The sequence below is a fragment of the Poseidonocella sp. HB161398 genome (genome assembly GCF_005870025.1).
GTDB lineage: Bacteria > Pseudomonadota > Alphaproteobacteria > Rhodobacterales > Rhodobacteraceae > Mangrovicoccus.
Window position 1 is genome coordinate 167,647 of sequence record NZ_VATA01000002.1, and the last position, 17,595, is coordinate 185,241.

19 protein-coding genes are annotated in these 17,595 nt (G+C 66.9%); 9 read left to right on the top strand and 10 right to left on the bottom strand.

The features are described from left to right. The first annotated feature begins 148 nt into the window (after positions 1-148). From FGX59_RS02285 to FGX59_RS02300, 4 genes are all read left to right on the top strand, one after another. Positions 149-1,363, top strand: coding sequence for an NADP-dependent isocitrate dehydrogenase (locus FGX59_RS02285; RefSeq protein WP_138464893.1), 1,215 nt, complete (start codon positions 149-151; stop codon positions 1,361-1,363). A 128-nt stretch (positions 1,364-1,491) separates the two neighbouring features. Further along, on the top strand, positions 1,492-2,118 hold the full coding sequence (locus FGX59_RS02290; protein ID WP_138464894.1) for a YitT family protein: 627 nt from the start codon (positions 1,492-1,494) through the stop codon (positions 2,116-2,118). A 93-nt stretch (positions 2,119-2,211) separates the two neighbouring features. Further along, positions 2,212-4,026, top strand: coding sequence for a translational GTPase TypA (gene typA / locus FGX59_RS02295; protein WP_138464895.1), 1,815 nt, complete (start codon positions 2,212-2,214; stop codon positions 4,024-4,026). Positions 4,027-4,208: 182 nt separating this feature from the next. Continuing rightward, complete coding sequence (locus tag FGX59_RS02300) at positions 4,209-4,766, top strand: cytochrome b (RefSeq protein ID WP_138464896.1); 558 nt, start codon at positions 4,209-4,211, stop codon at positions 4,764-4,766. Between the two features lie 106 nt (positions 4,767-4,872). Here the strand turns inward: FGX59_RS02300 and scpB are convergent, their stop codons facing one another. From scpB to FGX59_RS02335, 7 genes are all read right to left on the bottom strand, one after another. After that, positions 4,873-5,562: an SMC-Scp complex subunit ScpB gene (gene scpB / locus FGX59_RS02305; RefSeq protein ID WP_370295694.1), complete on the bottom strand. Its 690-nt coding sequence runs from the start codon at positions 5,560-5,562 to the stop codon at positions 4,873-4,875. Then, on the bottom strand, positions 5,559-6,338 hold the full coding sequence (locus tag FGX59_RS02310; protein WP_138464897.1) for a ScpA family protein: 780 nt from the start codon (positions 6,336-6,338) through the stop codon (positions 5,559-5,561). Before FGX59_RS02310 ends, scpB begins: the two co-directional genes overlap by 4 nt. Then, on the bottom strand, positions 6,335-7,330 hold the full coding sequence (locus tag FGX59_RS02315; protein WP_138464898.1) for a glycoside hydrolase family 3 protein: 996 nt from the start codon (positions 7,328-7,330) through the stop codon (positions 6,335-6,337). The genes FGX59_RS02310 and FGX59_RS02315 overlap by 4 nt, the downstream gene beginning before the upstream one ends. Positions 7,331-7,333: 3 nt before the next feature. Next, entirely contained in the window at positions 7,334-8,194 is an 861-nt protein-coding gene (locus FGX59_RS02320; RefSeq protein WP_138464899.1) for an SPOR domain-containing protein, read from the bottom strand. Positions 8,195-8,281: 87 nt separating this feature from the next. Beyond that, complete coding sequence (argS, locus tag FGX59_RS02325; RefSeq protein WP_138464900.1) at positions 8,282-10,027, bottom strand: arginine--tRNA ligase; 1,746 nt, start codon at positions 10,025-10,027, stop codon at positions 8,282-8,284. Positions 10,028-10,121: 94 nt separating this feature from the next. Continuing rightward, positions 10,122-10,466, bottom strand: a complete 345-nt coding sequence (locus tag FGX59_RS02330) for a hypothetical protein (protein ID WP_138464901.1) — start codon at positions 10,464-10,466, stop codon at positions 10,122-10,124. Positions 10,467-10,587: 121 nt separating this feature from the next. After that, entirely contained in the window at positions 10,588-11,739 is a 1,152-nt protein-coding gene (locus FGX59_RS02335) for a deoxyguanosinetriphosphate triphosphohydrolase (protein WP_138464902.1), read from the bottom strand. Positions 11,740-11,817: 78 nt separating this feature from the next. Here FGX59_RS02335 and FGX59_RS02340 point away from each other — a divergent pair, with 78 nt between their 5' ends. Further along, on the top strand, positions 11,818-12,150 hold the full coding sequence (locus FGX59_RS02340; RefSeq protein ID WP_171060485.1) for an iron-sulfur cluster assembly accessory protein: 333 nt from the start codon (positions 11,818-11,820) through the stop codon (positions 12,148-12,150). 36 nt (positions 12,151-12,186) lie between these two features. Here FGX59_RS02340 and FGX59_RS02345 read toward each other — a convergent pair whose 3' ends face one another. Continuing rightward, a complete protein-coding gene (locus FGX59_RS02345; protein WP_138464903.1) occupies positions 12,187-13,269 on the bottom strand; it encodes a sulfotransferase domain-containing protein in 1,083 nt (360 codons plus the stop codon). A 143-nt stretch (positions 13,270-13,412) separates the two neighbouring features. On the opposite strand from FGX59_RS02345, the gene xth reads away from it, so the two are divergent. Continuing rightward, positions 13,413-14,210, top strand: a complete 798-nt coding sequence (xth, locus tag FGX59_RS02350) for an exodeoxyribonuclease III (protein WP_138464904.1) — start codon at positions 13,413-13,415, stop codon at positions 14,208-14,210. Between the two features lie 66 nt (positions 14,211-14,276). Here xth and FGX59_RS02355 read toward each other — a convergent pair whose 3' ends face one another. Together FGX59_RS02355 and FGX59_RS37450 are read right to left on the bottom strand one after the other, a co-directional pair. Then, a complete protein-coding gene (locus FGX59_RS02355; protein WP_138464905.1) occupies positions 14,277-14,879 on the bottom strand; it encodes a superoxide dismutase in 603 nt (200 codons plus the stop codon). A gap of 236 nt (positions 14,880-15,115) precedes the next feature. Beyond that, complete coding sequence (locus tag FGX59_RS37450) at positions 15,116-15,271, bottom strand: hypothetical protein (protein ID WP_171060486.1); 156 nt, start codon at positions 15,269-15,271, stop codon at positions 15,116-15,118. A 398-nt stretch (positions 15,272-15,669) separates the two neighbouring features. Between FGX59_RS37450 and ccmI the strand changes: the two genes are divergently transcribed. The 3 genes from ccmI to FGX59_RS02370 are packed head-to-tail and all read left to right on the top strand — an operon-like array spanning position 15,670 to position 17,595. Beyond that, positions 15,670-16,899 carry a c-type cytochrome biogenesis protein CcmI gene (ccmI, locus tag FGX59_RS02360; RefSeq protein WP_138464906.1) on the top strand — a complete coding sequence of 410 codons (1,230 nt, stop codon included), beginning with the start codon at positions 15,670-15,672 and terminating at the stop codon, positions 16,897-16,899. Then, positions 16,896-17,378: a Holliday junction resolvase RuvX gene (ruvX, locus tag FGX59_RS02365; RefSeq protein ID WP_138464907.1), complete on the top strand. Its 483-nt coding sequence runs from the start codon at positions 16,896-16,898 to the stop codon at positions 17,376-17,378. Before ccmI ends, ruvX begins: the two co-directional genes overlap by 4 nt. Then, positions 17,371-17,595, top strand: coding sequence for a DUF1289 domain-containing protein (locus FGX59_RS02370; protein ID WP_138464908.1), 225 nt, complete (start codon positions 17,371-17,373; stop codon positions 17,593-17,595). Before ruvX ends, FGX59_RS02370 begins: the two co-directional genes overlap by 8 nt.

The following is a 17,595-nucleotide window of genomic DNA, read 5'->3' on the forward strand; positions in this document are numbered from 1 at the left end:
CGACTTGCACCGCCCTCCTGCCGCCGCGGCGTCCGCGCATCAGGGGCGCGGCATTCTGTATACCAACGTATGCAAATCTGGCCCCCGCCTGGAAAATGCGCTAAGGCGGCAGGAGTTCTTCCCCCGCTCCCGACTCAGAGGACCACCGATGACCAAGATCAAGGTAGACAACCCGATCGTCGAAATGGATGGCGACGAGATGACCCGGATCATCTGGGACTTCATCAAGCAGAAGCTCATCCTGCCCTATCTCGATCTCGACCTGCTCTATTACGACCTCTCGATCCAGGAGCGCGACCGGACGGAGGACCAGATCACCATCGACGCGGCCGAGAAGACCAGGGAAGTCGGCGTCGCGGTGAAATGCGCGACCATCACCCCGGACGAGCAGCGGGTCGAGGAATTTGGCCTGAAGAAGATGTGGCGCAGCCCCAACGGCACGATCCGCAACATCCTGGGCGGCGTGGTCTTCCGCCAGCCGATCATCTGCCGCAACGTGCCCCGCCTTGTGCCCGGCTGGACCCATCCGATCGTCATCGGCCGCCACGCCTTCGGCGACCAGTACCGCGCCACCGACTTCCTGATGCCGGGCCCGGGCAAGCTGATCCTGAAATTCGAGGGCGATGACGGCCAGGTGATCGAGCGCGAAGTCTACCAGTCGCCCTCCGCCGGGGTCGCGCAGGCGCAGTACAACCTCGACAGCTCGATCATCGACTTCGCCCGCGCCTCGATGAATTACGGCCTGAACCTCGGCTGGCCGGTCTATCTGTCGACCAAGAACACCATCCTCAAGGCCTATGACGGCCGCTTCAAGGACCTGTTCCAGAAGGTCTACGAGGAGGAGTTCGAAGAGAAGTTCAAGGCCAAGGGCATCTGGTACGAGCACCGGCTGATCGACGACATGGTCGCCTGCTGCATGAAATGGTCGGGCAAGTTCGTCTGGGCCTGCAAGAACTACGACGGCGACGTTCAGTCCGACACCGTGGCGCAGGGCTTCGGCTCGCTCGGGCTGATGACCTCGCAGCTGATGACGCCGGACGGCAAGATCGTCGAGGCCGAGGCCGCGCATGGCACCGTCACCCGCCACTATCGCCAGCACCAGGAAGGCAAGTCGACCTCGACGAACTCGATCGCCTCGATCTTCGCCTGGACCGGCGGGCTGAAGCACCGCGCCAAGCTCGACCAGAACACCGCGCTGATGGCCTTCGCCACCACGCTGGAGAAGACCATCGTCGAGACGGTGGAATCGGGCTTCATGACCAAGGACCTCGCGCTGCTCGTCGGCCCCGACCAGGGCTGGCTGACCACGATGGGCTTCCTCGAGAAGATCGACGAGAACCTCAACAAGGCGCTCGTCGGCTAGGCAGCGGCGCCTTCTCCACAGCTTGATGACCATCTGACGCGGCGTCCCCCGGGCGCCGCGTCTTGCCATCGGCCGGATTGCAGGCTCAACTGGGTCAGAACCCCTGCCCTTCCTCGAGGAGCCTGCCCATGCCAGCGCCGATGCCCCTTCCCGATCCCGAAGCGGTCGAACATACCGCCCTCGACGACGTGCAGGGCCTCTCGACCGGGATCGTGATGTGCTCGCTCGGGCTGGTGCTGCTGACCTATATGGGCTTCATGACCGGCCAGACCGCAGGCGCCGCCGTCATCCTCGCCCATCTGACCGGCTATTCCTTCGGCAAGGTGTTCTTCGTCATCAACCTGCCCTTCTACTGGCTGGCGGTGAAACGGATGGGCTGGGAGTTCACGCTGAAATCGCTCGGCTGCGTGACCGCGCTCTCGGTGTGCACCGACTACATGCCGCTCGGCTTCCAGATCGAGCACCTGAACCCGATCCTCGGCGTCTTCTTCTTCGGCACCGTCACCGGCATCGGGCTGCTCGCCATCTTCCGCCATGGCGGATCGCTCGGCGGGCTGGGCATCATCGCCCTCTACATCCAGGACAATTTCGGCTTCCGCGCAGGCTATGTGCAGCTGATCATCGATGCCGTGCTCTTTCTAATTGCGGCGCTGATCTTCCCGTTCACGGTCGTCTTCTACTCGCTGATCGGGGCGGTGATCCTCAACGGGCTGATCGCCTTCAACCACCGCAGGGACCGCTATATCGCGCGATAACCCGCCAGATAGGTCAATTCCCCTGTCTTTAGGACTAGCCTTCCGCGCTGCGGCGCTGTAGGGCCAGCGCAACTTCAGACAAGGACGCCACCCATGGATCTGCGCAACATCGCGATCATCGCACACGTCGACCACGGCAAGACGACCCTGGTGGACGAACTGCTCAAGCAATCGGGCACCTACCGCGAGAACCAGGCCACCACCGAACGGGCCATGGATTCGAACGACCTGGAACGCGAGCGCGGGATCACCATCCTCGCGAAAGCGACCAGTGTCGAGTGGAAAGGTGCTCGCATCAACATCGTCGACACGCCCGGCCACGCCGATTTCGGCGGCGAGGTGGAGCGCATCCTGTCGATGGTCGACGGCGTGGTCCTGCTGGTGGACGCGGCCGAGGGCCCGATGCCCCAGACGAAATTCGTGACCTCCAAGGCGCTGGCGCTCGGGCTGAAGCCGATCGTCGTGCTGAACAAGGTCGACAAGCCCGATGCCGAGCCCGACCGCGCGCTCGACGAGGTGTTCGACCTCTTCGCCTCGCTCGACGCCAATGACGAGCAGCTCGATTTCCCGGCACTCTACGCCTCCGGCCGCAACGGCTGGTGCGATGCCGAACTCGACGGCCCGCGCAAGGACCTGTCGGCGCTCTTCGATCTGGTGCTGAGCCATGTCGAGCCGCCGAAGCAGATCGCCAAGCGCGAAGAGCCCTTCTCCATGCTGGCCACCACGCTGGGCGCGGATCCGTTCATCGGCCGCCTGCTGACGGGCCGCGTCGAGTCGGGCACGCTCAAGGCCGGGACGACCGTCAACGCGCTGTCGCGCGACGGCAGCCGGGTGGAGCAGTTCCGCGTCACCAAGATCCTCGCCTTCCGCGGCCTGTCGCAGCAGCCGATCGACCTGGCGGAAGCCGGCGACATCGTCAGCCTCGCGGGCATGTCGAAGGCCACCGTGGCCGACACGATCTGCGATCCGGCCATCACCGACGCGATCCCGGCCCAGCCGATCGATCCGCCCACCATCACCGTCACCTTCGGCATCAATGACAGCCCGCTGGCTGGCCGCGACGGCGACAAGGTCCAGTCGCGCGTGATCCGCGACCGCCTGATGAAAGAGGCCGAGTCGAACGTCGCCATCAAGATCTCCGACACCCCCGGCGGCGAGGCCTTCGAGGTTGCGGGCCGCGGCGAACTGCAGATGGGCGTGCTGATCGAGAACATGCGCCGCGAAGGGTTCGAACTGTCGATCTCCCGCCCGCAGGTGCTCTTCCGCGAGGAAGGCGGCCAGCGCCTGGAGCCGATCGAGGAAGTCACCATCGACGTCGATGACGAATTCTCCGGCGCGGTGATCGAGAAGCTGACCGGCGCGCGCCGCGGCGAGATGACCGAGATGCGCCAGAACGGCGGCAAGACCCGGATCATCGCGCTGGTCCCGTCGCGCGGCCTGATCGGCTATCACGGCGAGTTCCTGACCGACACCCGCGGCACCGGCGTGCTGAACCGCGTCTTCCACAGCTGGGAGCCCCACAAGGGCGCGATCCCCGGCCGCCGCGCAGGCGTGCTGATCTCGATGGAGAACGGCGCTTCGGTCGCCTATGCGCTGTGGAACCTGGAAGATCGCGGCAAGATGTTCATCGGCGCGCAGGAGCCGGTCTATACCGGCATGATCATCGGCGAGCACAGCCGCGACAACGACCTGGAAGTGAACCCGCTGAAGGGCAAGAAGCTGACCAACGTCCGCGCCTCTGGCACCGACGAGGCCGTGCGCCTGACCACGCCGATCACGCTGACGCTGGAACAGGCGATCGCCTATATCGACGATGACGAGCTTGTCGAAGTCACGCCGAACGCGATCCGCCTGCGCAAGCGCTATCTCGACCCGCATGAGCGCAAGCGGATGGCCAGATCCGCCTGATCGCGCTGCAGCGAGAGCAATCCGGACGGCGTCCTCCCCAGGGAGGGCGCCGTTTTCCGTTTCAAGGCACGGGCGGATCACATTACCCAACGGAAATACTCAAGTTTTCGTCATCCGGGCTCGACGCTGCATCGCGGCATTGCCATATGACGGAAAGGTTTTCGCTAGTAGAGGATGTCCTCATGTCCGGACGCACCCCCATTCTCGACACGGAGGCGGGCTACGGCCTCGTGACCCGCCTCCTCCACTGGTCTCTGGCCGTGCTGATCCTGTGGCAGCTGGCCGGGATGGGGTTCAAGCGTGTGCTGGGCGGCGAAAGCGCGGTGACGCAGTTCTTCCGTGGCCATCACGGCGATCTGGGGGCGCTGATCTTCGCTCTGGCAGTCGCGCGGGTTCTCTGGGCGGTTGCAATGCGCAACCGCCGCCCGGATCACGGCGCGGGCCTGCAGGGACTGGCGGTCAAGGCGGGCCATGCCGCGCTTTATGCGCTGATCGTGCTGGTGCCGCTGGCGGCCATCCTGCGCGCCATCGGCGGCACCCGCGGCTTCGCCCCGTTCGGCCTGGAAATCACGGCGCCGCGCGAGGCGCCTATCGAATGGATGGTCGCGTTCGGCAATGCGCTGCATGGCGAGGCCGGCTGGGTGATGGCAGCGCTGATCGCAGGCCATGTCGTCATGGTCGGGCTGCATGAGGGCCTGTGGCGCGACGGCACGCTGAAGCGGATGGCCGGGCGCGCCTGAGCCGGTTCGAGTTTGCAACCCTCCCGTCCCCCGGGCGGTTGCAAAATGAAACCCCCGTCCGGGTCTCCGGCGGGGGTTTCGCTTTGCCGCGCAATCCTGGCGGAGCTCAGAACATCTCTTCCTGATCCTCGTCGCCCTCGTCCTCCTCGCCATCGCCCGGCGCGTCCTCGTCGAGCCCGGGCATCCGCCGCGGATCGAGCAGACCGGCGGCACGCAGCTCGCCCAGCCCCGGCAGGTCCTTGGCCGAAGACAGCGAGAAATGGTCGAGAAACGCCTCCGTCACCACGAAGGTCACCGGACGGCCCGGCGTCTCGCGTCGCCGTCCGACGCGGATCCAGTCGAGATCGAGCAGCAGGTCGATCGTGCCCTTCGACACGGCGACGCCGCGGATCTCCTCGATCTCGGCGCGGGTCGCGGGCTGGTGGTAGGCGATGATCGCCAGGGTCTCGATGGCCGCGCGGCTGAGCTTGCGGCTCTCGACCACTTCCTTCTGCATCAGGAAGGAGACATCCGGCGCGGTGCGGATCGCCCAGGCGCCGCCGACCTGCACGACATTCACGCCACGGCCGCGATAATGGTTCTGCAGCATCGCCACTGCCGTCCCCGGATCGCAGCCCTGCGGCATCCGCGTGCCCATTTCGCGCAGCGTCAGCGGCTCGGAGGTCGCGAAGAGCATCGCCTCCACCATCCGCTCCTGCTCGGCCAGGGGCGGCGCGTCGAAAAGGCCCGGATCCTCCAGCGCCCCCATTTCCTCGGGATCGGCGCCTTCGGGCAGGTCGTCGTCTTGATCGGTCATTCAGGTTTCTTGCGCAGCTCGATGGGGCCAAAGATATCGGACTGCCGTATCTCCACCCGGCCCTCCTTGGCAAGCTCGAGCGAGGCCGCGAAGGTCGCCGCCAGAGAGCTGCGCCGCCGTGCGGCATCGCCCTGCCAGTCGACCGGCAGGTAGCTGGCCAGATCCGACCACTGCCCGGCAAAGGCGATCATGCCCCGCAGCCGGTCCAGCGCCTGCTCCATCGTCAGGATCGCATCGCGGTCCATCACATAGGGGCGGAAATCGTCCTTGGTGCGGATCCGCGCATAGGCCTGCATCAGGTCCAGGAGCGTCGCCTGGTACATGACGTTGCGATGGGTCGAGATGCCCTCGGGCATGCCGCGGGCAAAGACGTCGCGGCCCAGCCGGTCGCGGCCCATCAGCCGCGCCGCCGCCTCGCGCATCGCCGCCAGGCGCTCCAGCTGGAAGGCCAGATGGTCGGCCATCTCCTCGGCCGAAGGACCCTCTTCCTTGGGATCGGGCGGGAGCAGCAGCTTCGATTTCAGGAAGGCCAGCCAGGCGGCCATGACTAGGTAGTCGGCCGCCAGCTCGATCCGCAGCTCCTTGGCGCGCTCGACGAAGCTCAGGTACTGCTCGGCCAGCGCCAACACGGAGATCGTCCGCAGATCGACCTTCTGCGTGCGCGAGAGAGACAGCAGAAGGTCGAGCGGCCCCTCGAAGCCGTCGACATCGACGATCAGGGCTTCGGCGGCGCGGCGGGCTTCGATCTCGGTGACATTGGAGTCGGGCTCCGTCACCCGAGGATCTCCGCGAGCTCCGCCTCGAGCGCGGCGATATCGGCCTCTTCGACCGCGCCGCGCAGCATCATCGCCTTGTGCGCCCGGAAAAGCGCCTTGCCCGCGAGTGTCCCGGTGCCTGCCATGACCGCCTCCATCTCGTCCCGGTGCCCGTTGCAGTGGAGCACGACATCGCAGCCCGCTTCAAGCGAAAGCCGCGCGCGCGCCTCGTAGGGGCCGGTCAGGGCGTGCATCGACAGGTCGTCGGTCATCAGGAGCCCGTCGAACCCCATCTCGCGCCGGACGGCATCGATCACCGCGGGCGACTGGGTGGCGGGCAGATCCGGGTCGATCGCCGGATAGACGATATGGGCGGTCATCCCCATCGGCACATCCGCAAGCGCCTGGAAGGCGGCGAAATCGCTGTCGCGCAGCGCGTCGAGCGGCGCGTCGACATGGGGCAGCTCCTTGTGGCTGTCCGACGTGCCGCGGCCATGGCCCGGGATGTGCTTCAGCACCGGCAGGACCCCGCCCGCCAGCAGCCCCTGCGCCACGGCCCGCGCGGAGGCGGCCACGGTCATCGGGTCACTGCCATAGCAGCGGTTCAAGAGGAACGGATGGGTGCCGCCCGTCGCCACATCGGCCATCGGCGCGCAATTGGTGTCGATCCCCATCTCGCGCAGCTCGGCGGCGATGATGCGGTAGCGCAGGTACATGCCGCGCGCGGCAAGCCCCGGCGCGGAACGCTGCACCTGCTCCAGCGGCGGCAGCCACTGGCGCCAATGCGGCGGCACGAGCCGCTGCACGCGGCCGCCTTCCTGGTCGATCAGGATCGGCGCGTCATGGCCGACCGTGTCGCGCAGCTCGCCGGTCAGGCGGCGGAGCTGCTCGGGGTCTTCGATATTGCGGGAGAAGAGAATGAAGCCGTAGGGCCTCGTTTCAGCGAAGAAGCCCTGCTCCCACGCGGAAAGCCCGGGCCCGGAGAGCCCGAGGATCGCAGCAGACAGACTCATGTATCAGCGGACCTGCACCGGGATGCAATCGGCGCCGCCGGCCTGGAGCGAGGCGCAGAAGCGGCGGCTGTCGGCGACGTCGCTGAAGCCGTGGACGCGGAGACGGTAGAAGACCTTGCCGTTGCGCTCGGTCCGCTCGATCACCCGCTGCTTGCCGTCGAAATAGCCGGGGAAGCGGCCGCTCAGGCGGCTCCATTCGGATTCGGCGGTCGCCGTGCTGTCATAGGCTCCGAGCTGCACCAGGCGAGTGCCGATCGCCATCAGCCCCGGATCGAGGTCGAGCGATTTCTTCGGCTCTTCCACCGGCACGGAATAGGAGGCGCGGCTGACCACGCCCAGATTCGGCCGCGGCGACGGGCGCGGCGCGGAATTCATGATGGTCGGGATGGTGGAAGCCTCCATCGGCGCATCGACCGGCGCGGTCGAGGCCTCGGCGGCGCTCGGCAGCACGCCGGCATCCTGCAGCGCGTCATTGACCGCGTCGCGCAGGGTGCGCTGGCGCGCGACCGGTGCGATTTCGGCGACGGGCTGGTCGGTCTCCTGCAGGCTCACCGGCGCGGGCGCCAGGGTGATCTCCTCGGGTGCCATCACGTCGGCAGCGGAGGAGAGCTCGGTCACGGACATGCCCTGATGCTCGGCCTCGAAGCCGCCCGGCGTCTCGGGCGCGATCCGTGCCGGGCCTTCCAGCGCGGCGATCACCGGGATGCCGTTGGTCTCGCGCATGGCCAGGTCATAGGACCACCATCCGACGCCGACGATCAGCGCAAGCGAGCAGCCTGCGCCGAGCCAGCCCATGAAGGAAGAGACGACGGCCTCGGAAGATACGTCGTCCGTGAAGTCCTCGGTGAATTCCGGGTTTGCCATCTAAGCCCCATGCGGCGGACCTTATCGTGGCCCGTCCTCTTGTCTGCGGTTCTGCCTCAATGTCCGCCGCCGGGGTCGCCGTTTAAGTCAGCGCATTTCCTCCAGCGGGGTCACGCCAAGAATACCAAGACCGGCCGAAATCACAACGCCGACCGCGCGCGGCAGTGCAATTTTTGCCGATGTCGCCTGGGGATCGCCGTCCTGGATGAAGCGCAGCTCGGTCTGGTCGTTGCCGCGGTTCCACAGCGCGTGGAAGTCGCCGGCCAGTTCGTAGAGGTAGAAGGCGATGCGGTGCGGCTCGTTCCCGCGCGCCGCGATCTCGACGAGGCGCGGCCATTCGGCCAGCTTCTTCGCCACTTTCAGCTCGGCCGGATCGCTCAGATGCGACAGGTCGGTGCGCGAAATCGCGGCATCGGAAATGTCGACGCCCTGCGCCGCCGCCTTGTTCAGGACCGAGGACATCCGGGCATAGGCGTACTGCACGTAGAAGACCGGATTGTCCTTCGACTGCTCCAGCACCTTGTCGAAATCGAAGTCGAGCGGCGCGTCGTTCTTGCGGGTCAGCATGACGAAGCGGGTGACGTCGGGGCCGACCTGGTCGACCACGTCGCGCAGCGTCACGAAGGTGCCGGCGCGCTTCGACATCTTGAATTCCGCGCCATCCTTCCAGAGCTTCACGAGCTGGATCAGCTTGATGTCGAGCGGCACGGTCCCGCCCGAAAGCGCGGCCACGGCCGCCTTCATCCGCTTGACATAGCCGCCGTGATCGGCGCCGAACACGTCGATCAGCGCATCGTAACCCCTTGAAACCTTGTCATAATGATAGGCGATATCCGGGGCAAAATAGGTCCAGCTGCCATCCGACTTCATCACCGGGCGGTCGACATCGTCGCCATGGGCGGTCGATTTGAACAGCGTCTGCTCGCGCGGTTCCCAGTCCTCGGGGACCTTGCCCTTCGGCGGCTCCAGCACGCCCTGGTAGATCAGCCCCTTGGCCTTGAGATCGGCCAGCGCCTTCTCGATCTGGCCGGTGCCGTAGAGCGATTTCTCGGAATAGAAATTGTCCATCCGCACGCCGAGCGCGGCGAGATCCTCGCGGATCAGCGCCATCATCTCCTCGGTCGCGAATTCGCGGACCTCTTCCAGCCAGACCTCTTCGGGCTGGCCGATATAGGCCTCGTCGACCTTGTCCTTCAGCTTCTCGCCGACCGCGATCAGGTAGTCGCCGGGATAGGTCCCGTCGGGAAAGCTGACCTCCTGGCCATGCGCCTCGAGATAGCGCAGGTAGACGGACCGGGCGAGCGTGTCGACCTGCCCGCCGCCGTCGTTGATGTAGTATTCGCGCGTGACCTCGTAGCCCGCATAGTCGAGAAGCGACGCCAATGCGTCGCCGAATACCGCGCCCCGAGTGTGGCCGACATGCATCGGTCCAGTCGGATTCGCAGAGACATATTCGACATTGATCTTCTTGCCGGCGCCCAGGCCGGAACGGCCATAGGCCCGGCCGTGGGTGAGAATCTGCGCGACCTCGGCCTGCCAGGTGGCGGCGGTCAGCGTCAGGTTCAGGAAGCCCGGACCGGCGACACCGGCCTCTTCGACCCGCGGATCGGCGACCAGCTTCTCCGCCAGCGCCTCGGCGATGTCGCGCGGCTTCATCTTGGCGGGCTTGGCCAGGACCATCGCGGCATTGGTCGCCATGTCGCCATGCGACGCGTCGCGCGGCGGTTCCACCGTCACGTTCTTGGTGTCGAGCCCTTCGGGCAGCTTGCCCTCCGCCACCAGAGCGTCGAGCTGGGTCAGGACCAGGTCCTTCACTTCGGAAAACAGGTTCATAGCGTCCACCTTTGCCTCGGCGCGGTGTAGCATCCGCAGCCGGGGCGTCAACGGCCGGCATGGTCCGGGGGCGCTTTCCCCGGCGGGCGCGGGCTCAGACGCTCTTGAGCGCGTGGAAGAACAGCCGGAAGGTCAGCCGCGCATAGGTGACGAAGGCGAAGATCATCGACAGCACCGCCAGCACGACGGCGATCAGGGTGATGCTCCCGTCGTCCAGGGGCAGCTTCGCCAGCACCGAGAAGGCGATCACCGCCAGGAGCGCGACCACCGAGCGGACGATCAGCTCGGTCATGGTGAAGCGGAAATTATGGCCGGTATAGCCCCGGCGGGCCTGCACCGCCGCCGCCACCGCTCCGAACAGCGCCGCCCCCGCCAGCCCCAGCAGGAAGGTGGTCAAGTTGACGATGGCGTCCGCGTTCGCAATGGCGGGCAAGTTCATGGGGCGCATTCCTCGACATCCGGCAGCGCTCCGGGCGCTTGCCGCGCAAGCTACAGTTCCCGCGGCGGGAATTCAATCTGGCCCGCCGGGACCGGCCCGGGCCCGGGCCGGTCCCGGCGGGCTAGAGATAGCGCAGCGGCTCCGGGCAGTGCCGGCGATGCGCCTGGATCGCGTAGCGGTCGGTCATTCCGGCGATGTAGTCGGCCACCATCCGCGCCAGCCGCCCCTCCTGCGCCACCAGCGCACGGGCATGCCAGCGCGCGGGCAAGAGCCCGGGCTGCGCCATGTAGAGCGGGAAGAGCTCGCGAATCACCTGTTCGGCCTCGGCGCGCTTCAGCATCACCGAGGGCGCGCGGTACATCCGCTCGAACAGGAAGGCGCGGATCAGCTTCAGGTCGCGCCAGACCGGGTCCGAGAAGGCGACGACCGCATGGCCCGCGGCGCGGATATCCTCCACCGAGCCGGGCGCCAGCGCCTCCAGCCGGGCGCGGCTGGTCTCGATCACGTCCGAGACCATCACCCCGAAGACCCGGCGCAGCGCCTCGTGGCGGCGGCGGATCTGCTCGGTGCCGGGATAGAGCCGGTCGACCTCGCGGAAGGCCGGCTCCAGGATCGGCAGCGCCATCAGGTCGTCCTCGGAGAAGAGCCCGGCGCGCAGACCGTCGAGCAGGTCGTGATTGGTATAGGCGATGTCGTCCGACAGCGCGGCGGCCTGAGCCTCCGCGCTGGCATGGGTGCCGAGCTCCAGGTCGTGCTGGGCATTGTAGGTCGCCAGCGCCGCGGGCACCGCGCCCAGCACCGGCCCGTTATGCTTGGCGATGCCCTCGAGGCATTCCCAGGTCAGGTTGAGCCCGTCGAAGGCCGCGTACTGCGTTTCCAGCCGGGTGACGATACGGATCGCCTGGGCATTGTGGTCGAAGCCGCCCCAGGGCGCCATGCAGTCCTGCAGCGCATCCTCGCCGGTATGGCCGAAGGGCGTGTGGCCGAGATCATGGGCCAGCGCCACCGCCTCGGTCAGGTCGCTGTTGAGCCCCAGCGCCCGGGCGATCGTCCGCGCGACCTGCGCCACTTCGATCGAGTGGGTCAGCCGGGTGCGGTAGTAGTCGCCCTCGTGCTCGACAAAGACCTGGGTCTTGTGCTTCAGACGCCGGAACGCGTTGCAATGGATGATGCGGTCGCGGTCGCGCTGGTACGGAGAGCGGAAACTCGACTCCTCTTCGGGGTAGAGTCGGCCTCTCAGCCGGTGGGGGTCGCTCGCATAGGGCTGGCACATGCCGTGCTGCTTTCTTGTCTGTGGCCTCGTCACCACTTATATTTTCTGATCGTAGCTTCCAAGTGCGGAGATCGCCGGATGGACCTGACCCTGCCCCCCAAAGTGACCGAGCGCGCCTTCGGGCGTCTCGCCGAAATCAACGCGGCCGCGGCCGAGACGAAAGCCCTGCGCATCGCGGTGGAAGGCGGCGGCTGTTCCGGCTTCCAGTACGAGATCACGCTCGACGAGCCCGGCGAGGGCGACCTCGTGCTCGAGGGCCATGGCCAGAAGGTCGTGGTCGACGAGGTCTCCCTGCCCTTCCTGTCGGATGCGGTGATCGACTTCTCCGAGGAGCTGATCGGCGCGCGCTTCGTGATCGAGAACCCGAATGCCGCCTCTTCCTGCGGCTGCGGCACCAGCTTCTCGATGTGACCGGGACACCGGCCCGCAGAGGCGGGCCGGCATGGCTCAGCGCTCGGTCTGCAGCACCTGGCGGCGGCGGCGGTCCTCGACCAGGTAGTTGACCGCGCGCTTGGCAAGTGGCCGGATCCCCATGAGTTCCGGGACCGGCTTCTCTTTCTGGTGGGCCTGGGCATGCGCGATCCAGGGCTCGACGAAGCTGACGCCAGCCTTGGCCACCCGCTCCAGGTCGCGCTCGAACTCGCCGGCGATATGCGCGAACAGCCCCTTCGGCATCGGCAGCTTGGCCGAGGCGTTGATGATCCGTGCGTCATCGTCGTCGCGCTTCGGCAGGCCGACAGGATCGAGCTCGAGGAAGCGCTCGACATCCTCGAACATCCCCGCCGGGCGGGTGCGGATATCCTCGAAATTCAGCACCAGCGATTTCTCCTCGCCGAAGCTTTCCTTCATGTTCTCGATCGCGTCGCCATAGAGGCTGCTGTTGACCAGCTGATGATGCGTGGCGAAATCGCGCAGCGCCTGCGTGCTCCAGACATGGAAGCGCAGGATGTCGCGGGTGACATCGGCATGGAATTTCATGTGCGACCAGAGCCGGTCGATCGGATCGCGCAGCACGATGATCGCGCGGGTGTCGCGCGCCACCGCCGACATGTCGCGGAACCCCGCCCGCGTGGCGAGGAAATTCGTCGTCGAGAAATCCAGCGCCCAGCGGTCGTCCGGCACGTCGGCGAAGAGGCTGCGGTACCAATTGTCGTCGACCGGCCCCTTGAGGAAGCGCTTGTACCATTCCAGCGACTGCAGGAAGGCGCCGTAGCGCTTGGAGCTGATGCCGCCCTGGGCCCAGTTGCGCGCCATTTCCCCGTCCCAGGGACAGCCATAGGTATCCGGATCGGTCAGGACCGAACGGCCGAGCTCGTCCTCGGGCGAGACGAAGCGGGCCCGGCGGCAATGCATCGCCAGCGCGCCCAGCCGCGCGGAATCGGTCAGCCGGTCGACATTGCCGTACTGCCGCAGATAGTAGTGCAGCTCCTTGCGGGGAATGCGGCCGATCCCGGGATTGCGGACCAGAGCCGAATGGAGCCAGGTCGTGCCCCCCTTGCTAACTCCCAGACAGAACAGAAACTTTTCCACGTTATTCCTCGACCGCTCTCGACATGCCCCAAGGTGTAGCCGATCGCGCCCCGTGCTTCCAGCCGCGGACCGACGCAGGCGGCGGCTTGACAGCGGCCCGCCGCTCGGTCGAGTTGCAGCGAGGCCGCAAGGGAACAGCCAAGATGAAGATCGCCACTTTTAACATCAACGGGATCAAGGCGCGCCTGCCCGCCCTGCTCGACTGGCTCGACGAGGCGCAGCCGGATGTCGCGGTGCTGCAGGAGCTCAAATCGGTCGATGCCGGCGTGCCGCACGAGCCCTTCGAGGAACGCGGCTACCGCATCGAGACCCATGGCCAGAAAAGCTTCAACGGCGTGGCGGTCCTGTCGAAGCTGCCGCTCGAGGACGTCACCCGCGGCCTGCCCGGCGATGACAGCGACGAGCAGGCGCGCTGGATCGAGGCGACGGTGATCGGCGAAAAGCCGGTGCGGATCTGCGGGCTCTACCTGCCCAACGGCAATCCCGCGCCGGGGCCGAAATACGACTACAAGCTCGGCTGGCTGAAGCGGATGGAGGCCCGGGTGACGGAGCTGCTCGCGCTGGAGGAGCCGGTGCTTTTCGCGGGCGACTACAACATCATCCCGCAGCCCGAGGACGCCGCGAACCCTGCCGAATGGACCACGGACGCGCTGTTCCTGCCCGAGACGCGCCAGGCCTGGCGGCGCCTGCTGGCGCTGGGGCTGACCGATGCGCTGCGCGCCGTGCATCCGCACCGCCCGCCCCAGCCCGCGCTGCGCGATTTCAGCTTCTGGGACTACCAGGCCGGCTGCTGGGACCGCGACAACGGCATCCGCATCGACCATCTGCTCCTTAGCCCGCAGGCCGCCGACCTTCTGGAAGACGCCCAGATCGACCGCGCCATCCGCGGCCGGGTGAAGCCCTCGGACCATGTGCCGGTCTGGATCGAGCTGGCCGCCTGAGGCCGCCCAAAGAAAAAGGCCCGCCCCTTTCCGGGGGCAGGCCTCGCATCTGCAGTGCCGCCGGGCTCAGCCCAGGCGCGACGCCACGTTTTCCCAGTTGACCAGCTTCTCGAGGAAGTTGGTCAGGTAGGCCGGACGCTTGTTGCGGAAGTCGATGTAGTAGGAATGCTCCCACACGTCGCAGCCCAGAAGCGCGGTCTGGCCGAAGCAGATCGGGTTGACGCCGTTCTCGGTCTTGGTGACCTTCAGGCTGCCATCCGCGTCCTTCACCAGCCAGCACCAGCCCGAGCCGAACTGGCCCGCGCCCGCGGCGGCGAAGTCTTCCTTGAACTTGTCGACGGAACCGAAGGACTCGGTGATCGCCTTTTCCAGCTCGCCCGGCATCGCGCCGGTGCCCGGACCCATCATTTCCCAGAACTGGATGTGGTTCCAGTGCTGCGAGGCATTGTTGAAGATGCCGTTCTGGGCAACCGCGCCAGAGGAATAGGTGCCGGCGATGATCTCTTCCAGCGACTTGCCTTCCCACTCGGTCCCGGCAATCAGCTTGTTGCCGTTGTCGACATAGGCCTTGTGGTGGATGTCGTGGTGAAACTCGAGGGTTTCCTTGGACATGCCCAGATCGGCAAGCGCGTCATGGGCGTAGGGAAGATCGGGAAGTTCGAAAGCCATGTTGGACCCCTCACAGGTTATTGGTCGTGCCCTGTATAGAGGCCTCCTGCCGCGGCGCGTCAACCCCGCCACGGCGCTGGCACAGGTTTTTCCGCGACATGTCCATTTCTGCGGAACAATGCGGAATTCCGCGCGTTTTCCCCGCTAACAGCGGCAAAACCGGCCCTTCCGGGCGGGTTTCGCGCGTCTTGCCCTGCGGCTTCAGATTGTCACAGATCAACCCCGGGCCCCGTCTCTCAGCCGTCCCCGCCGGGCAGGTCGATCTGGATCTCCGGCTCGCTCTCCTGCCCGAAATCGCCGCCCGTATAGACATAGGCAACGACGCCGACGAGGGCGACAAGGCAGGCGCCCAGAAGGAATGCCAGGGTGGTATTGGGGGATTTCTCGGCCATGGGGCAAGCTCCGTCTCTGTTTCAACTTCCGGGATAACGGCCCGCCGCCCTGCCGGTTCCCCGTCGCAACCGCCTGCTTCCGGACTGTTGCAGGGCCGCACCACGGCGGGGTTAAAATTATGCATTTACATAGCCTTGAGGCACACTTCTAATCCAGACGCAACCCGGTGGCGATTTGCAACCCTACGTAATATCAATGGCTTGCGCGACGTTGTGAGTGCTTCCCGATTCGCATGGCGCATCATTACATTTCAATGATTTGCCAGAGAAACTTCATCTTCCTCGCCCGCGCGCGATCGCAGGTGCCCGTCCGCCCCGACTGCGACTTGCGGGGAATTGACGGGCCTGCGCAGCGAATCCGGGTTTTGCACGGAACCCGAAGCGCATATGTGAAGCGCATGAGCTTCTGGATCCTCTCTTTCCTGATGGCGCTGGTCGTGGCCCTGCCCCTGATCCGCGTCCTCGCCCGGCAGGGCGGCACCGCGCGCGCCGCCGCCGATTTCGACATCGCGGTCTATCGCGAACAGCTGGAGGATGTCGAACGCGACCTGGAACGCGGCGTGATCTCGCCCGAGACCGCCGAGCGCACGCGGCTCGAGATCTCCCGCCGCATCCTGGATGCCGACAAGACGCGCGGCGACGCCGCGGGCCACAGCGCGCCGAAATCCGCGACAGTCGCGGCCATCGTCGCCGGGGCCCTGGTGCTGGTGGGCGGCTCGCTCGGGCTCTACTGGAAGCTCGGCGCGCCGGGCTATGGCGACCTGCCGCTGAAAGAGCGGATCGCGATGACCGACGAGCTGCGCGGCAGTCGTCCGTCGCAGGAGAAGGCCGAGGCCGAGCTGCCGCAATCGCCCCGCCCCGATGCCGATCCGGAGTACCTCGCGCTGGTCGAGCGGCTGCGCCAGACCGTGGCCGAACGCGGCGAGGATCCCCGCGGCTACCAGCTTCTGGCGCAGAACGAGGCCAATCTGGGCAACTACAAGGCCGCCTATGCCGCTCAGGCGAAGCTGCTGGAGCTGACCGGCGACGACGCGCCCGCCGATGGCTGGGCGGAGCTGGGCGAGCTCTATGTCCTCGCGGCCGGCGGCTATGTCAGCCCCGAGGCGCAAAAGGCGCTGGAACAGGCGCTGGCCCGCGACGGCAGCAACCCGCTGGCGCGCTACTACATGGCAGTGATGTACAACCAGACCGGCCGGCCGGATCTGGCCTTCGGCCTCTGGCGGCAGCTGCTCGAGCAGAGCCGCCCGGACGCGCCCTGGGTCGGCGCGATCCGCGCCCAGATCGAGGATGCCGCGATGCGCGCGGGCGTCCGCTATTCCCTGCCGCCCGAGGCGCCGGTGACGGGCCTGCCCGGCCCCTCCGCCGGCGATGTCGCCGCCGCGCAGGACATGTCCGGCGCCGACCGCCAGGCGATGATCGAGAGCATGGTCGAGGGCCTGGCCGAGAGGCTGGCCGACCAGGGCGGCAGCCCCCAGGAATGGGCCCGGCTGATCGGCGCGCTCGGCGTGCTCGGCCAGACCGAGCGGGCGCAGGCGATCCATGCCGAGGCGCAGACGGTCTTCGCCGCCGATCCCGAAGGGCTCGCCCAGGTGGATGCGGCCGCGGCAGAGGCGGGGATTGGACAATGATCACTGACGACATCGCGGAATTCGCCGCCGCTCTCCCGCCCTTCGGCGCGCTTGCCGGGCTCGATCTCGGCACCAAGACGATCGGCGTCGCCGTCTCCGACACGATGCGCAGCGTCGCCAGTCCGATCGAGACGGTGAAGCGCAAGAAATTCACCCTCGACGCCCAGGCGCTGCTGAAGATCATCGAGCCGCGGCAGGTGGCAGGGATCGTGCTTGGACTCCCGCGGAACATGGACGGAACCGAAGGCCCGCGCGCCCAGTCGACCCGCGCCTTCGCCCGCAACCTCGCCCAGCTGACGCCGCTGCCCATGACCTTCTGGGACGAGCGGCTGTCGACGGTGGCGGCGGAGCGGGCGCTGCTGGAGGCGGACACGTCGCGGCGGCGCCGGGCCGAGGTGATCGACCATGTGGCGGCGGGCTATATCCTGCAGGGCGCGCTCGACCGCCTCAGGCACCTGAAAGGAGTTGCCGATGGGTGACAAGGCCAATTCCCCCTGCACCGGGGTCTGCACGGTGCATCACGAGGCGCGGCTCTGCATCGGCTGCCTGCGCACGGTCGAGGAGATCTCGCGCTGGAAGTTCTACAGCGACGAAGAGCGCGCCGCGGTCATGGCCGAGCTGCCCTCGCGCGCGGGCCAGGTGCCGCAGCGCCGCCGGCGCCGCCGTTCGGGCACGCCCGAGGGCGGACCGCGCTGA

Bases quoted from the DNA above. Each gene is read 5' to 3' on its own strand.
- FGX59_RS02285 (WP_138464893.1), top strand. From the start codon at position 149: ATGACCAAGATCAAGGTAGACAACCCGATCGTCGAAATGGATGGCGAC.
- FGX59_RS02290 (WP_138464894.1), top strand. From the start codon at position 1,492: ATGCCAGCGCCGATGCCCCTTCCCGATCCCGAAGCGGTCGAACATACC.
- typA (WP_138464895.1), top strand. From the start codon at position 2,212: ATGGATCTGCGCAACATCGCGATCATCGCACACGTCGACCACGGCAAG.
- FGX59_RS02300 (WP_138464896.1), top strand. From the start codon at position 4,209: ATGTCCGGACGCACCCCCATTCTCGACACGGAGGCGGGCTACGGCCTC.
- scpB (WP_370295694.1), bottom strand. From the start codon at position 5,562: ATGACCGATCAAGACGACGACCTGCCCGAAGGCGCCGATCCCGAGGAA.
- FGX59_RS02315 (WP_138464898.1), bottom strand. From the start codon at position 7,330: ATGAGTCTGTCTGCTGCGATCCTCGGGCTCTCCGGGCCCGGGCTTTCC.
- FGX59_RS02320 (WP_138464899.1), bottom strand. From the start codon at position 8,194: ATGGCAAACCCGGAATTCACCGAGGACTTCACGGACGACGTATCTTCC.
- argS (WP_138464900.1), bottom strand. From the start codon at position 10,027: ATGAACCTGTTTTCCGAAGTGAAGGACCTGGTCCTGACCCAGCTCGAC.
- FGX59_RS02330 (WP_138464901.1), bottom strand. From the start codon at position 10,466: ATGAACTTGCCCGCCATTGCGAACGCGGACGCCATCGTCAACTTGACC.
- FGX59_RS02335 (WP_138464902.1), bottom strand. From the start codon at position 11,739: ATGTGCCAGCCCTATGCGAGCGACCCCCACCGGCTGAGAGGCCGACTC.
- FGX59_RS02340 (WP_171060485.1), top strand. From the start codon at position 11,818: ATGGACCTGACCCTGCCCCCCAAAGTGACCGAGCGCGCCTTCGGGCGT.
- xth (WP_138464904.1), top strand. From the start codon at position 13,413: ATGAAGATCGCCACTTTTAACATCAACGGGATCAAGGCGCGCCTGCCC.
- FGX59_RS02355 (WP_138464905.1), bottom strand. From the start codon at position 14,879: ATGGCTTTCGAACTTCCCGATCTTCCCTACGCCCATGACGCGCTTGCC.
- FGX59_RS37450 (WP_171060486.1), bottom strand. From the start codon at position 15,271: ATGGCCGAGAAATCCCCCAATACCACCCTGGCATTCCTTCTGGGCGCC.
- ccmI (WP_138464906.1), top strand. From the start codon at position 15,670: ATGAGCTTCTGGATCCTCTCTTTCCTGATGGCGCTGGTCGTGGCCCTG.
- ruvX (WP_138464907.1), top strand. From the start codon at position 16,896: ATGATCACTGACGACATCGCGGAATTCGCCGCCGCTCTCCCGCCCTTC.
- FGX59_RS02370 (WP_138464908.1), top strand. From the start codon at position 17,371: ATGGGTGACAAGGCCAATTCCCCCTGCACCGGGGTCTGCACGGTGCAT.